The sequence below is a fragment of the Pyrococcus woesei genome (assembly GCF_050496105.1).
In the GTDB taxonomy this organism is placed as follows: domain Archaea; phylum Methanobacteriota_B; class Thermococci; order Thermococcales; family Thermococcaceae; genus Pyrococcus; species Pyrococcus furiosus.
In genome coordinates, this window is sequence record NZ_CP179867.1 from 433,786 (window position 1) to 447,592 (window position 13,807).

A 13,807-nucleotide genomic window follows, 5' to 3' on the forward strand; every position below is an offset into this window, starting at 1 on the left:
TCAATTAACGGGGGGTTCGAAGTATGCTAAAGCTCGTAGAGAATGTCGTTGGAAGAGTCTCCGAAGAGGAAAATAAGGTCCCTGAAGTTCAAGTTCCTCAGTCAAGCATAGATGAGGAGTTAAAGAAAATAGTAGAGCAGATAAAAGCAAGGATTTACGTTGTCGGTGTCGGTGGAGCTGGATGTAATACTGTGAATAGAATGATGGAAGTTGGTGTTACCGGAGCAAAGATAATTGCCGTGAACACCGATGCCCAGGACTTGCTAAAGGTTAAGGCCCACCAGAAGATACTAATTGGGAAGGAATTGACAAGGGGTCTTGGGGCAGGTAACGATCCAAAGATTGGAGAAGAGGCTGCGAAGGAGAGTGAGAGGGAGCTTAGAGATGCACTTGAAGGGGCCGACATGGTATTCATCACCTGTGGACTTGGAGGAGGAACTGGAACTGGTGCCGCTCCAGTTATAGCTGAGATTGCTAGGAAGATGGGAGCATTGACGGTTTCAGTAGTTACTTTACCCTTCACCATGGAGGGAATTAGAAGGGCCAAGAATGCTGAATATGGGCTAAAGAGGCTAGTCAAGTATTCGGACACCGTGATAGTAATTCCCAATGATAAGCTCCTGGAGGTGGCACCAAAGCTGCCGATTCAGATGGCATTCAAGGTTGCAGATGAAATCCTCGTTCAGGCAGTAAAGGGAATAACGGAGCTCATAACCAAGCCTGGACTTGTTAATCTGGACTTCAATGACGTTAGAGCTGTAATGAAGGATGGAGGAGTTGCAATGATTGGAATTGGAGAGAGTGACAGCGAGAAGAGAGCTTTGGAGGCAGCTGAGCAGGCATTGAATAGTCCATTGCTTGATGTTGACATAAGCGGAGCCACAGGTGCTCTCATCCACATAAGCGGTGCAGATGTTAAGCTAGAGGAAGCTCAACAGATAATAGAGTATGTCACAAGAAACGTCGATCCAAAGGCCCAGGTGATTTGGGGAATACAGCTGGAGCCAGAGCTTGAGAAGACAATTAGAGTAATGGTTGTCATCACAGGAGTTACATCAAGATATATCACTCCCGAGGAAGAAACACCACTTGAAACTCCTGAAGAATCACCATCAATTGAAATCAGCATACCAGAGCTTTAGTTGCCTTTCCTAAAATTTTTAAATAAAACTGTGACCATGGAAGTGGGGGGCAAGGAATGGCAGAATTACAGGAGAGAATCAGGCACTTCTGGAAGGAGTCAAGAAGAGTCTTCCTCGTGACAAAGAAGCCTAACTGGGCTACTTATAAGAGGGCAGCAAAAATAACTGGGCTCGGAATCATTTTAATTGGTCTAATTGGGATGCTAATAAGAATTGTGGGAATCTTAATCCTTGGAGGGTAAAAGATGGCAGGGAAAATCTTTGCTGTGAGAGTGACTCATGGACAGGAAGAGACAACTGCAAAGCTAATTTACAGTAAGGTTAGAACTTACAATCTTCCTATCTATGCTATTCTGGCTCCTTCTAGAGTTAAAGGATATATTTTTGTTGAGGCTCCAAATAAAGGCGTTGTGGATGAGGCAATAAGGGGAATTAGACACGCTAGAGGTGTTCTTCCAGGAGAGGTTCCCTTTAAGGAAATAGAGCACTTTCTAGAGGAGAAGCCAGCTGTTAGTGGGCTTGAACCTGGAGACCTCGTTGAAGTTATTGCCGGTCCATTTAAGGGACAAAAGGCAAAAGTTGTCAAAATTGATGAGAGTAAGGATGAAGTTGTTGTTCAGTTCATTGATGCCATAGTTCCCATTCCCGTTACCATAAAGGGAGATTACGTTAGGCTTATAAGCAAGCTGCAGAAGGAGGAGTGAGGTGAGAAGAAATGCCAAAGCAGGTAGTTGAGGTGCTTGTTGAGGGTGGAAAGGCCACTCCCGGTCCTCCCCTTGGTCCAGCAATTGGTCCACTAGGATTAAACGTTAAGCAGGTCGTTGATAAGATCAATGAGGCGACAAAGGACTTTGCTGGCATGCAAGTTCCAGTGAAGATCATAGTTGATCCAGTTACAAAGCAGTTCGAAATTGAAGTCGGTGTTCCACCAACAAGCCAACTGATAAAGAAGGAACTTGGGCTCGAGAAGGGAAGTGGAGAGCCAAAGCACAATATAGTTGGCAACTTGACAATGGAGCAGGTCATAAAGATAGCTAAGATGAAGAAGGATCAGATGCTTGCTTTAACACTTAAGGCCGCCGCAAAGGAAGTTATAGGAACAGCACTGAGCATGGGAGTTACAGTGGAAGGAAAGGATCCTAGGGAAGTGCAAAAGGAAATTGATGAGGGGGTTTACGACGAGTTGTTTGAGAAGGCTGAGAAGGAGTAGAGGATAAGAAAAATTTAAAAACATTTTCTTTTACCCACCACTTGATTTTTATTTAAAAAATATAGGAGGGAAGCTACAATGCCCTTTGACAGGCAGAAAATCGTGAAAGCGGTGAAGGAGGCTAAGGCCCGGGCCAAGCCGCGTAACTTCACACAGAGTGTCGAAGTGGCAGTGAACTTGAAGGATATTGACCTTAAGAGACCTGAAAATAGATTTAAGCTTGAGGTAGTCCTTCCTCATGGGAGAGGGAAGGATGTTAAGATCGCGGTCATCGCTGATGGTGCCGTTGCTGAGGCGGCGAGGAAGCTCGGGCTAGATGTTATTAGTAGTGCGGAGTTGGAGGAGATTGCGAGCAGCCCAAGGCAAGCTAGAAAGCTTGCTAAAAAGTACGACTTCTTTATTGCCGAAGCCCCCTTGATGCCAAAGATCGGTAGATACCTGGGTAGGTATCTAGGTCCCAGGAACAAGATGCCCGTTGTAGTCCCCCCAACACTTACTGACCTAACTCCAATAGTTGAAAAATTAAAGAAAACCGTAAGAATACAGCTCAAGAACAACCCAGTTGTCCACGCTCCAGTAGGAACAGAAAAAATGAGTGATGAAGAGATTGCAGAGAACATTGAGGCAGTCCTCAACGCAATAATAGGAAAGCTCGAGAGGGGAGAGAGTCAAGTTAAGTCAGTGTACGTTAAGACAACAATGGGCCCAGCTGTTAAGATAGAGGGGTGATGTGAATGGCTCACGTAGCCGAGTGGAAGAAAAAGGAAGTTGAAGAGCTCGCAAATCTAATCAAAAGTTATCCAGTAGTTGCACTGGTTGACGTTTCAAGCATGCCTGCTTACCCACTTTCACAGATGAGGAGGTTAATCAGGGAAAACAATGGCCTCCTTAGGGTGTCTAGGAACACTCTCATAGAGCTTGCAATAAAGAAGGTTGCTCAAGAACTAGGAAAGCCAGAGCTTGAAAAGCTAATAAACTACATAGAGGGCGGAGCTGGAATTTTAGTTACAACAATGAATCCATTCAAGCTTTACAAGTTCCTTCAGCAGAACAGACAACCTGCCCCAGCCAAACCTGGAGCAAAGGTTCCTAAGGATGTCGTAATTCCCGCCGGTCCAACTTCTCTAGCTCCTGGGCCAATAGTTGGTCAGATGCAGGCCATGGGAATACCTGCAAGAATCGAGAGGGGTAAGGTAACAATACAAAAGGACACCGTTGTGCTGAAGGCTGGAGAAGAGATAACTCCCGAGTTAGCAAATATTCTTAATGCTCTCGGAATTCAACCACTTGAAGTAGGTTTGGACTTGCTTGCTGTTTATGAGGATGGAATAATTTACACCCCAGACGTATTGGCCATCGATGAGAGCGAGTACATAAACATGCTCCAAAAGGCCTACATGCACGCATTCAACTTGGCAGTAAACATAGCCTATCCAACGCCTCAGACAATCGAAGCAATTATTCAGAAGGCATTCCTCAACGCAAAGGCTGTGGCCGTGGAAGCTGGCTACATTACCAAGGAGACAATCTCAGATATCATTGGAAGGGCCATCAGAGCAATGCTACTCCTTGCCCAGCAATTGCCTGAAGATGTGCTAGATGAGAAGACCAAAGAGCTTTTAAGTGCACAGGCTCAAGTTAGCGTAGCCCAGGTTGAGGAGGAAAAGAAGGAGGAAAAGGTTGAAGAGGAAAAAGAGGATGAAGAAGCCTCCGAGGAGGAGGCTCTTGCCGGATTGAGTGCTCTATTTGGATGAATCACGCGTACTCTCAATAAATAAAGCTGATCGGAGGTGTGAAGAGATGGAGTATGTGTATGCTGCTCTGCTCCTACACAGCGTTGGGAAAGAGATAAATGAGGAGAACCTTAAGGCTGTCCTCCAGGCTGCAGGTGTTGAGCCAGATGAGGCAAGAATAAAGGCCCTAGTTGCAGCCCTTGAAGGAGTTAACATTGACGAGGTAATTGAAAAGGCAGCAATGCCAGTTGCAGTTGCTGCAGCCCCAGCAGCAGCTCCCGCAGGAGGAGGAGAAGAGAAGAAAGAAGAGGAAAAGAAGGAAGAAGAGGAGAAGGAAGAAGAGGTCTCCGAAGAGGAAGCCCTTGCTGGACTCAGCGCACTCTTTGGATGACTTCGTTTTTCTTCCCTTTTCTCCATATCTTACAGTCATAAAACATGGTAATTTTGTAATTTTTATAATGCTTTGACAAAATTATATACAAGAGAGGGATTAATGTGGATGGCTTAACAGCTCAAGAGTTCTTAACCTTAGTTAAACTTGAGAGAGGAATGTACCTATCAAAAGAAGAAAAAGATGATGTAGAGAGAATTAAAGAGAAAAATAAGAGAGTTCTGGAACTTATAAAAGATCATCATAAAGATTTTGATGTTTACTTAACAGGGCACATAGACTTCGACAATCTTCTAACTATGTACGAAATCTATAAGGAACTTAAAAAGAGAGGAGTGAATGTATACTACCCAGGTTTATTCTGGGCAAATTGGAGGGAGAAAGGAGAAATAGAGTATAAGATCAAAAATAATGCCAAGATCTTGTTGGTAATCACGCAAACAATATCTTTTGGAACTAGTGTGGATGTTGGATTTTTTATTCACAGAAAGATAAATGAAGAAGAGGCAAAAATAGTTTTCTGCTATACAGGCCCATCTTACGAGTTTGAATCCCTAAAAACCCACCCAGCAAGTATTTACATTGATTACTTCACACGAGATATTGAGGATGCTATTGAAAAGACGCTAGAGTTTCTTTCTCTTTGAAAACGCTAACCTTGTGCTCCCCTGATAGTTTCCTCTGTAAGGGTTTCTTGCCGGACCCTCTAGCCTTATAAATGCGATCTGCACAAATCTCTCTCCATATCTTAATTCGACAGGTTCATTTGAGGCATTGTAGAGCATTAGTGTTAAGTTTCCATCCCATCCTGGGTCAACCCAAGCAAAAGAACCAATAACCCCTTCTCTTGCTAAACTGCTCCTTATCTTCATATCCCCCATAACATCGTCGGGCAACTTTATCCTCTCGAGGGTTAGGATTAAGGCGTATTCCCTTGGAGGAATAACGACTTTTCCTTCCTTTTCCACGTCGATTAATTTCCCCTTAACAAAAGCCTCTCTGCCCACTCTGAGGTCATAACCTGCTGGTTGGAGCGATTCTTCAGAAAATGGCTCTATAAGTATTTCTTTTCTGATTTTCCAGTCTGGAAGTAGCATTTTACCACCGAAACCTTTATTTTTAATTTAATTTAAAGCCTTTTCTGAGGGCCGGTGGCCTAGCCTGGATGGGGCGTCGGCCTTCGGAGCCGAAGGTCCCGGGTTCAAATCCCGGCCGGCCCGCCAATCACAAATCCTAACTATTTCTCAAACTTCTAACTAAAAAAGCCATTCCAAGAAGCTTTTCAACAATACAGCTCACATTAAAGTGTCTTTGCTTACCAAAAGTGTAAAGAACTCTGGGGTGTGAAACTCCTTATTGAGGAAGTTACGAGAGCTATTGGAGTTTCAGAGTTTCACAAAAAATATCAATTGGTTAATAGAATCATGAATCTTAACTAGACGGCCAACCTATGCCTATGAGCAACCCACTATAATGTACCGGACCCCCAAGAAAAGTGTTTCATATGGTACAAAGTAAAAAAAGTGAATTTTTAATAAAATGGGAAAAAAGATTTGGTAGTGGGCATGATGATATCCAAGAAGCTTTCTCTAGTTTTTACCATTATTCTCGTACTAGCCGTCCTAGTATATATCTCCAATCATGAACATCCCTCTACAACTACTAATAATACCAACCCCCAATCTAACGCTTTTACAATCGAGAACCGAACATATAAGCTTGCAACAAAAGAGTTTAGTAATATCTTAAAAGAAGCAAAAGACCTATATCTAAATGTACTAAAAATGAATGAGACATGGAAGATCTTAATTTATGAGCCCTACTCCAACTTTTCTAAGACGTTTATATTAAACACCACTATCCTAAATGAAACTACTCTACTTATAGATCATGCAGTTTATAAGTACGTAGTTGTGCATGTATATAATGCTGAATCCAAGTTCAACTTCATGCCTCAAAGGATTCATGTTGATGATTTACTCATTGAACTTCTGCCAAGAAATAAGTCAGTAACTTACACAGGTGTAATATCCTACAATTACAGGATAAGTTATGGGAATGAAACATACGAAACGTCATTTTCCTCCATAGGTTTTATCGAGGCATCATACTATCTCACAGTATCTACAAATAAAGTGAGTGACAACATATACCAAGTAAAGATCACAACAGCTAGAAAAATAGGCAATACTGCGTACATCAATGTAGCGTGGATAATACTTATAAAAGAGGACTAAACTCCCAAAAGCTATCTTTGAAGTTGAATGGCAATAACTTTAAAACTCCTCCAGATGTGTAGCTCTCTGATGATCATAGCCTTTGACTTTGATGGAACACTAGTAGATAGCTACTCATGCATAGAGGAGGCCTTCTACAGAGCTTTAAAACGTACTTATCCTTGGCTCCCTGGGAAGAGGTATATAGCAAAGTTATTAACAAAGTTAGAACTCCAATTTGAGAGGCCAAAGTTCGGAAAGCACGGAAGAAAAATAAAGCCCCCAATGAAGATTTTCCAAGGAAAATTTGCGAGAGCATGGTTTGAGGAAAGAGCCAAGCTTACAAAGCCTCTTGATGGAGCAAGAGAAGTTTTGGAAAGGCTAAAAGAAGACGGGCATATAGTGATTTCTTTCTCGGCAGAGGACTTTATCCCAGGAATAAAAGAATACAGGCTAAAGATTAGTGGCCTTTACGATCTTTTTGATGATGTAATAATATTTGGAAGGGATATCACGATCTGCGAGGCATTTAGCATTGTGAGGGAAAAGTATGGGTATGATACATTTGTTTGGGTTGATGACAAGCCATGGCGCTTCATAGGAAGGGGAGATGAAAATACTGAATACGTATGGATGTACTTCCCCTACACCGCGAGGTTCGTTAGCGATGATATTTTGGCCCAAATTCCTCATTTACATGTGATCTACGATCTTTGGAGCCTTCTTGATGTAGTTAAGAATTTGAAATCTAGATAGACAGAAAACAGAAAGGCATATATTTTTCTATGTTAAAAGATTTTATGAGGGAAAAATTATGGGAAAGCACTACATTCCTAACTCAGCTCATAAAGAAGAAATGCTAAAGGAAATCGGCTTTTCTTCAATAGAAGAACTCTTTGCAGATGTTCCAGAGGGATTCATAAGGGAGTTCAACGTTCCAGAAGGAAAAAGTGAATACGAGGTATTCATGGAGATGAACGAGATTCTAAGCAAGAACAAGACCGTGCTGGAGATGCCAACATTTCTCGGAGCAGGAACTTATTTCCACTACGTTCCAGCTCATGTAAAATACCTCATAGAGAGAAGTGAGTTCCTAACTTCTTACACCCCTTACCAGGCCGAGATAAGCCAGGGAATGCTCCAGGCTCTCTTCGAATATCAAAGCCTGATAGCTGAACTCGTAGGATTGCCCGTTGTCAATTCGTCAATGTACGACTGGGGCTCAGCTTTAGGTGAGGCAGCCTTAATGACGGTAAGACTTCACAGAGGAAAGAGATTAAAGTTCGTCGTTCCTAAGCACACACATCCCGAGAGAATGCAAGTTCTAAAAACCTACACCAGAGGAGCAAATCTGGAAATAGTGGAGGTAAAGTGGAATGATAGAGGCCAAGTTGATCTTGAAGATTTAAAAGAGAAGGTTAACGATGCTGCTGGAGTTTACGTAGAGATACCAAACTTCTTTGGACTTCTTGAAGAAAACATTCAAGAGATTGGAGAGATAGCCCATGAAGCGGGAGCATACTTCGTAGTCGGAGTTGATCCAACGATTTTAGGAGTAGTAGAGGCCCCGGGAGAATTAGGAGCAGATATAGTTGTTGGAGAAGCTTCATACTTTGGAAGTCCAATGAACTTTGGGGGGCCCAGGGCCGGAATTTTCGCAACTAGAAACGATCCTAAATTTATCAGACAGATGCCTGGGAGAATTATAGGAATGACGAAGGACGCAGAAGGAAAGAGAGCCTTCGTGATGACACTCCAGACGAGAGAGCAACACATAAGGAGAGCTAAAGCTACTTCAAACATTTGTTCAAATGAAGCTCTAGTGGCAGTGGCCGCAGCGATCCACATAGCTTCCCTGGGACCCAAGGGAATGCAAGAGCTTGGGGAAGTAATACTGAAAAATACCGCCTATCTAAAGAAGAGGCTCAGTGAAGTTGCAGAGATACCTTTTGATGGCGTGAACTTCAAGGACGTTCTTGTAAAATTCGAAAAGCCCTACCAAGAAATCCACGAGCATCTATTGCAGAAAAATATTCACGGTGGTTACTACGTTAAGCCCCATTTCCCAGAGCTTGGAGAAAGTGCCCTCTTTGCAGCTACAGAGACTACAAGAAAGGAATGGATTGATGCACTGATAGATGCCCTTAGGGAGGTGTTGTAAATGTTCAGACAGGCAAAATGGGATGAACCGCTAATTTTCGAGCTCTCAAGGCCTGGGAGAGTTGGATACACTCTTCCTAAGCCCATTGAAGACATAAAGGTTGATATTCCCGAGAAGTTGAGGAGGAAGAGTAAGCTTGAACTTCCAGAGTTAAGCGAGCCTGAAATAGTTAAGCACTACACAAGGCTAAGCGAGATGAATTACGGCGTTGACTCTGGAATATATCCACTTGGCTCATGTACAATGAAGTATAATCCAAAGATAAACGAGGAGATCGCCACTCATCCAAAAGTTGCTTACATTCATCCCTATCAAGATGAGAGAACAGTTCAAGGTGCACTTGCAATAATGTGGGAGCTCGAGCAGTGGCTTAAGGAGATAACAGGCATGGATCGCTTTACTCTCCAACCAGCAGCTGGAGCAAATGGAGAGTTTACTGGAGTGATGATAATTAGAGCCTATCATTTAGACAATGGAGAGCCCCAGAGAAATGAAATGTTAGTTCCAGACTCAGCTCACGGAACAAATCCAGCATCAGCAGCAATGGCAGGATTCAAAGTTATTGAAATACCATCCAATGAGAATGGAACAATTGATTTAGAGGCATTAGAAAATGCCGTAAGTGAAAGAACTGCTGGATTAATGCTGACAAACCCAAACACCCTGGGAATATTCGAAGATGAGATAGTGGAAATAGCTAAGATAATCCACAAGGCTGGGGGGTTGCTCTACTACGATGGTGCGAACCTCAATGGAATTCTTGGAAAGATAAGGCCTGGAGACATGGGATTTGACATTGTGCACCTCAACCTCCACAAGACGTTTTCAACTCCTCACGGTGGAGGAGGTCCAGGGGCTGGGCCCGTAGGAGTTAAAGAGTTTCTGAAAGATTATCTACCAGTGCCACTGGTGAGTTATGACGAGAAAAGCGGTAGGTATTACCTTGACTACAACGTGCCAAAGAGCATTGGAAAGGTGAAGGAGCTTTATGGAAACTTTGCAGTTCTTGTGAGGGCATTAACTTACCTTAAGATAATGGGAAGAGATGGCCTGAGAGAAGTGAGTGAGATAGCAGTTTTAAACGCAAACTATCTAACCCAAAAGCTCAAGGGGACAAGGGGATATTCTCTCCCAGGGAAAGAGCTCAGGAAGCACGAAGTTGTATTCTCAGCAGAACCCATGAAGAAAGAGACTGGAGTTAAAGCTCTAGACGTTGCAAAGAGGCTCTTAGACTTTGGAATGCACGCCCCAACCATATACTTCCCCCTAATTGTACATGAGGCCTTAATGATCGAACCTACTGAAACCGTAAGTAAGGAGGAGCTAGATGCCTACGTTGAGGCTCTAAAGAGGATTAGCGAAGAGGCCTACACAAACCCAGAGATCGTTAAGAGTGCTCCCCACAACACGGCAGTTAAAAGAGTTGACGATGTTTTAGCAGCCAAGAAGCCAATTGTTACGTGGAGAATGTACAAGGAGCTAAAAGAGAAAGGAGAAGTTGACTACTAAGGTCAGACAGTGCCAGTATCATCACAACTCAGACCGGTAAACGCTCATCATCCCCTTTCTTTTTATCGTTTCTTTTTTAAAACCAATCCGCCTATTTTATATGACCGATGAGGAGCGTTAGCCACGCTGAAGATGATGACAAGAGGGTTAGCCGAGGTCTTCTCTCACAATTTTAAAGAATTCATGGAGAAATTTAACTCCTTCAGGATTGTCAACTACGGTGGGGTGAATAGAGAGGAAGAAAGGTAAAATGCTAAGATAATAGGGAGCAGGACTCTGGCTTTCATAGATGATAAATTTAGGATGAAAAAATAAAAACTTATCCCATCCACCTTTTAAGGAACTCTCCAACTCTACTTTTCCACTCTTCTGGAAAGACTTGAATTGTCCTTACATGAGGAGCGTCTGTGACCCACAATTCAACGTTCGGATTTACATGCTTGTTTCTCTCGTAAAACTCTTGAACTTCCTCGACTTTTACGAGTGTATCTCTTCTACCTATGATCAAAAAGAGTGGTTTCTTAATGCTATTTGTATAATTAAGAACATTTATAGGCCTTCCACCAGAAAATAGTTCTGAAAAAGGTTTAACGAATGAATAAAGCCATTCTGGAAGTTTTGCAAAATACTTCATTCCTCTTGCTCCTGTTTTATCTAGGTATATTGGTGGTGAATCTGCAACTCCGCAACAAATTTCTTTAACTTCGCTTAATCCCCTAATTGCAACTAATGCCCCCATTGAAAATCCAATCACTCCAATTCTCTTAGATTTCTCTGGATAATTATCTTTTAACCACTTTACACCGGCCTTTAAGTCCAGAATTTCCTTATCTCCAACAGTTGTATATTTTCCTCCACTTTTTCCATGGGCCCTAAAGTCAAATGCCAAAACATTGTACCCTTCTTTTAAGAGGAACTCTATCACGGGCCTCATGTAGTGCTCGGCCCATCTGCTCGAGGTATAACCGTGTAGGGGAATTACAGTTTTGTCGCTGCCATTATCTATCCACCACCCACTAAGCTTAACGTTGTCTTCGGTGGTGATTTCAACGTCTTTGTATTCAAAGCTAAGGTCTTTTGGAGTCCAATTCCCTACTACCCTAGGTGGATTTACCATTTTATACCCCACAAAGGCTGTAAAAACTAGGAAGAGAACTAAAGCAGCTACAAGTATTTCAATTATCACCTACCTCCCTCCCCTAGTCCATATCTGGTATGTACTCATACATATCGCTACTTCCACCCTTGATGTCCCCTCTCCTAACGAACTGCATGGTTATTGCAGCCAGTACAAAGAACACAATGGCAAATGGGATAAGAGTGGAATAGCTTGTCAGGTCTATTAGAGCCCCTGATAATGGTGGGGCAACAAGATTTGCTGCTTGGCTGAAGAAGTAGTATAATCCAGTATATCCTCCAACCTTTTCCCTCACCGTCATGTCAACAACCATGGGGAGGGAGTTGACGTTAACCATTGCCCACCCAATTCCAGCTAGGAAAAACAGACCCATGAACTTGAGAACAACAGGATCAGTCAAGGAGTCGGACGCTGGCTTCGTTGTTTGCCCCAATATATGGGCTAATATGAGAACTATGACTATTAAAACAAGGCCAGCCGTTATTGTCTTTCTTCTTCCAATTTTTCCTCCAAGGAATCCCGCAGGTATTGCAAATATCATGAAACTTAGGGAAACAACTCCCATAATGAAGGCTCCTGTGCTCTCACTGATTCCCAGGTGATACTTGGCATAGCTGGTGAAGAAAGTTTCCAGGGAGTTAAACGCTATGAACCAGAAGAATATCGCTAGTAATATTGCTAGTAAGCTTTTCTCTTTGCTTAGGAACACATCCTTTAAGTTCTCTTTCAGCTCTCCAAAGCTCTTGTGAGCGGTTTCAGAAAGTATTTTTCTAATTTCCAACTTTTGTCCCTTAATGCAGTATTCTTCTGGCTCTGGAACTAGTATCACGACAAGGAGGTTCGCCAAAAGCATGACAATTGCACCCACATAGAATGGAAGTGCGTAGTTGATGTCATAGAGAAACTTTCCACCAAAGTAAGCTAACAGAGCTCCAAGTCCTCCCATAAAGTTTATTATCCCATTTGCTTGGCTTCTCTTTTCGCTTGGGGTTATGTCAGGCATGAAGGCGATGACAGGAGATCTGAAGAGAGCCATAAAAAAGTTCATGAAGATTATCGTGCCCATAAAGAGGGCAAGATTCTCATATTTTCTCGCCACTGGAATTAGGGCGAACATTATTGCAGCAGAGGGTGCTCCAAGTAATATGTAGGGTTTTCTTCTTCCAATCCTCGTTCTCGTCATGTCGCTAAGTGCTCCCAGGAAGGGCAATAGAATAACCGCAAAGAGGTTATCTATTGTCATGATGAAGCCTGTTATTGTCCTGTTCATCTTGAATGTCTCCTGCAGGAAAATTGGGATGTATGCATTATAGAGGGACCATATTATGCTTATACCGAAGAAACCAAAACCAAGGAGGAATATCATCGAATACCTGAACTTTCTTTCCATTCTCTTCCCTCCCCCAAGTTGTCATTCTGGCCAATTTTGGCTCCTAGAGTTAATAAGAAATTCCCGATACGGAGTTGAAAATATGACAAAAATTTAATAGGGTATAGAAAAATTGTTATTATCCTTCCTCATGCATTGAATGGTGGGAAACCCTATGTGGGAAAGAGATAAGATAATAGTTCTTGGACATAGGGGATACATGGCAAAATATCCAGAGAACAGCCTGCTCTCAATTAGAAAGGCTATTGAAGCGGGCGCAGATGGTGTTGAAATCGACGTGTGGTTGAGTAAAGATAATAAGGTAATATTAATGCATGATGAAACAATCGATAGAACTAGCAATCTCAAGGGTAGACAAAAGGAGATGACGCTAGAGGAGTTGAAAAAGGCCAATATCGGAATGGGGGAAAGAATTCCAACTCTAGAGGAAGTTTTCGAGATTTTACCAAAAGACGCTTTGCTCAATATAGAGATCAAGGACAGGGATGCTGCAAAAGAAGTTGCCAGGATAGTCTCTGAGAATAACCCTGAGAGAGTTATGATATCCTCCTTTGACATAGAAGCATTAAGAGAGTACAGAAAGTACGATGATACAACAATTATGGGCCTACTAGTGGACAAAGAGGAAACCGTTCCGCTTATTCCAAAGCTTAAAGAAAAGCTAAACCTATGGTCTGTAAACGTACCTATGGAGGCAATCCCAATTATAGGCTTTGAGAAAACTTACCAAGCAATCAAATGGGTCAGAAGTTTAGGATTGAAGATAGTTCTATGGACGGAAGATGACAAATTATTCTATGTAGATGAGAACCTAAAGAGGCTCCTTGGCATGTTTGAAGTTGTAATAGCTAATGATGTTGAGAGAATGGTATCCTACCTTTCTTCCCTGGGAATAAGGTAAAAATAATAACCCTTCT

At 42.5% G+C, this 13,807-nt stretch carries 16 protein-coding genes and 1 tRNA gene; 14 read left to right on the forward strand and 3 right to left on the reverse strand.

Annotation, left to right across the window (positions count from 1 at the left end):
- Positions 1-23 precede the first annotated feature (23 nt).
- The 8 genes from ftsZ to ACMFNG_RS02590 all read left to right on the forward strand — a co-directional run bounded on the left by ftsZ (position 24) and on the right by ACMFNG_RS02590 (position 5,123).
- Positions 24-1,142 (forward strand): cell division protein FtsZ, encoded by a 1,119-nt coding sequence (gene ftsZ / locus ACMFNG_RS02555; protein ID WP_011013132.1) that lies wholly within the window; start codon positions 24-26, stop codon positions 1,140-1,142.
- Between the two features lie 56 nt (positions 1,143-1,198).
- On the forward strand, positions 1,199-1,384 hold the full coding sequence (locus tag ACMFNG_RS02560) for a protein translocase SEC61 complex subunit gamma (RefSeq protein WP_014835520.1): 186 nt from the start codon (positions 1,199-1,201) through the stop codon (positions 1,382-1,384).
- 3 nt (positions 1,385-1,387) lie between these two features.
- Positions 1,388-1,846 (forward strand): transcription elongation factor Spt5, encoded by a 459-nt coding sequence (locus ACMFNG_RS02565; RefSeq protein ID WP_011013134.1) that lies wholly within the window; start codon positions 1,388-1,390, stop codon positions 1,844-1,846.
- A gap of 11 nt (positions 1,847-1,857) precedes the next feature.
- Positions 1,858-2,352, forward strand: a complete 495-nt coding sequence (locus ACMFNG_RS02570; protein ID WP_011013135.1) for a 50S ribosomal protein L11 — start codon at positions 1,858-1,860, stop codon at positions 2,350-2,352.
- 78 nt (positions 2,353-2,430) lie between these two features.
- On the forward strand, positions 2,431-3,081 hold the full coding sequence (locus ACMFNG_RS02575; protein ID WP_011013136.1) for a 50S ribosomal protein L1: 651 nt from the start codon (positions 2,431-2,433) through the stop codon (positions 3,079-3,081).
- Positions 3,082-3,086: 5 nt separating this feature from the next.
- Complete coding sequence (locus ACMFNG_RS02580; RefSeq protein WP_011013137.1) at positions 3,087-4,106, forward strand: 50S ribosomal protein L10; 1,020 nt, start codon at positions 3,087-3,089, stop codon at positions 4,104-4,106.
- 46 nt (positions 4,107-4,152) lie between these two features.
- The gene (gene rpl12p, locus ACMFNG_RS02585; protein WP_011013138.1) at positions 4,153-4,476 is read left to right on the forward strand and encodes a 50S ribosomal protein P1; all 324 of its coding nucleotides are present in this window, start codon (positions 4,153-4,155) and stop codon (positions 4,474-4,476) included.
- A gap of 104 nt (positions 4,477-4,580) precedes the next feature.
- Positions 4,581-5,123 carry a hypothetical protein gene (locus ACMFNG_RS02590; protein ID WP_011013139.1) on the forward strand — a complete coding sequence of 181 codons (543 nt, stop codon included), beginning with the start codon at positions 4,581-4,583 and terminating at the stop codon, positions 5,121-5,123.
- Here the strand turns inward: ACMFNG_RS02590 and dcd are convergent.
- A complete protein-coding gene (gene dcd / locus ACMFNG_RS02595; protein WP_011013140.1) occupies positions 5,103-5,573 on the reverse strand; it encodes a dCTP deaminase in 471 nt (156 codons plus the stop codon). The two genes, ACMFNG_RS02590 and dcd, sit on opposite strands and share 21 nt — an antisense overlap.
- A gap of 48 nt (positions 5,574-5,621) precedes the next feature.
- Here dcd and ACMFNG_RS02600 point away from each other — a divergent pair.
- From ACMFNG_RS02600 to gcvPB, 5 genes are all read left to right on the forward strand, one after another.
- Positions 5,622-5,699: transfer RNA gene (locus ACMFNG_RS02600), tRNA-Arg, on the forward strand.
- 342 nt (positions 5,700-6,041) lie between these two features.
- Positions 6,042-6,713, forward strand: coding sequence for a hypothetical protein (locus ACMFNG_RS02605; RefSeq protein WP_011013141.1), 672 nt, complete (start codon positions 6,042-6,044; stop codon positions 6,711-6,713).
- A gap of 69 nt (positions 6,714-6,782) precedes the next feature.
- A complete protein-coding gene (locus ACMFNG_RS02610; protein ID WP_193328785.1) occupies positions 6,783-7,448 on the forward strand; it encodes an HAD family hydrolase in 666 nt (221 codons plus the stop codon).
- A 58-nt stretch (positions 7,449-7,506) separates the two neighbouring features.
- Positions 7,507-8,853: an aminomethyl-transferring glycine dehydrogenase subunit GcvPA gene (gcvPA, locus tag ACMFNG_RS02615; protein ID WP_011013143.1), complete on the forward strand. Its 1,347-nt coding sequence runs from the start codon at positions 7,507-7,509 to the stop codon at positions 8,851-8,853.
- Positions 8,854-10,362, forward strand: coding sequence for an aminomethyl-transferring glycine dehydrogenase subunit GcvPB (gcvPB, locus tag ACMFNG_RS02620; RefSeq protein WP_011013144.1), 1,509 nt, complete (start codon positions 8,854-8,856; stop codon positions 10,360-10,362). It begins immediately after the preceding gene.
- 319 nt (positions 10,363-10,681) lie between these two features.
- Here the strand turns inward: gcvPB and ACMFNG_RS02625 are convergent, their stop codons facing one another.
- Positions 10,682-11,548, reverse strand: coding sequence for an alpha/beta hydrolase (locus ACMFNG_RS02625; RefSeq protein WP_011013146.1), 867 nt, complete (start codon positions 11,546-11,548; stop codon positions 10,682-10,684).
- A 13-nt stretch (positions 11,549-11,561) separates the two neighbouring features.
- Complete coding sequence (locus tag ACMFNG_RS02630; protein WP_011013147.1) at positions 11,562-12,890, reverse strand: SLC45 family MFS transporter; 1,329 nt, start codon at positions 12,888-12,890, stop codon at positions 11,562-11,564.
- Between the two features lie 154 nt (positions 12,891-13,044).
- Between ACMFNG_RS02630 and ACMFNG_RS02635 the strand changes: the two genes are divergently transcribed.
- Positions 13,045-13,791: a glycerophosphodiester phosphodiesterase family protein gene (locus ACMFNG_RS02635; RefSeq protein WP_014835518.1), complete on the forward strand. Its 747-nt coding sequence runs from the start codon at positions 13,045-13,047 to the stop codon at positions 13,789-13,791.
- The last annotated feature ends 16 nt before the right edge of the window (positions 13,792-13,807 follow it).

Excerpts from the sequence above, each read along its gene's own strand:
- ftsZ (WP_011013132.1), top strand. The coding sequence starts at position 24 with ATGCTAAAGCTCGTAGAGAATGTCGTTGGAAGAGTCTCCGAAGAGGAA.
- ACMFNG_RS02560 (WP_014835520.1), top strand. The coding sequence starts at position 1,199 with ATGGCAGAATTACAGGAGAGAATCAGGCACTTCTGGAAGGAGTCAAGA.
- ACMFNG_RS02565 (WP_011013134.1), top strand. The coding sequence starts at position 1,388 with ATGGCAGGGAAAATCTTTGCTGTGAGAGTGACTCATGGACAGGAAGAG.
- ACMFNG_RS02570 (WP_011013135.1), top strand. The coding sequence starts at position 1,858 with ATGCCAAAGCAGGTAGTTGAGGTGCTTGTTGAGGGTGGAAAGGCCACT.
- ACMFNG_RS02575 (WP_011013136.1), top strand. The coding sequence starts at position 2,431 with ATGCCCTTTGACAGGCAGAAAATCGTGAAAGCGGTGAAGGAGGCTAAG.
- ACMFNG_RS02580 (WP_011013137.1), top strand. The coding sequence starts at position 3,087 with ATGGCTCACGTAGCCGAGTGGAAGAAAAAGGAAGTTGAAGAGCTCGCA.
- rpl12p (WP_011013138.1), top strand. The coding sequence starts at position 4,153 with ATGGAGTATGTGTATGCTGCTCTGCTCCTACACAGCGTTGGGAAAGAG.
- dcd (WP_011013140.1), bottom strand. The coding sequence starts at position 5,573 with ATGCTACTTCCAGACTGGAAAATCAGAAAAGAAATACTTATAGAGCCA.
- ACMFNG_RS02605 (WP_011013141.1), top strand. The coding sequence starts at position 6,042 with ATGATGATATCCAAGAAGCTTTCTCTAGTTTTTACCATTATTCTCGTA.
- ACMFNG_RS02610 (WP_193328785.1), top strand. The coding sequence starts at position 6,783 with ATGATCATAGCCTTTGACTTTGATGGAACACTAGTAGATAGCTACTCA.
- gcvPA (WP_011013143.1), top strand. The coding sequence starts at position 7,507 with ATGGGAAAGCACTACATTCCTAACTCAGCTCATAAAGAAGAAATGCTA.
- gcvPB (WP_011013144.1), top strand. The coding sequence starts at position 8,854 with ATGTTCAGACAGGCAAAATGGGATGAACCGCTAATTTTCGAGCTCTCA.
- ACMFNG_RS02630 (WP_011013147.1), bottom strand. The coding sequence starts at position 12,890 with ATGGAAAGAAAGTTCAGGTATTCGATGATATTCCTCCTTGGTTTTGGT.
- ACMFNG_RS02635 (WP_014835518.1), top strand. The coding sequence starts at position 13,045 with ATGTGGGAAAGAGATAAGATAATAGTTCTTGGACATAGGGGATACATG.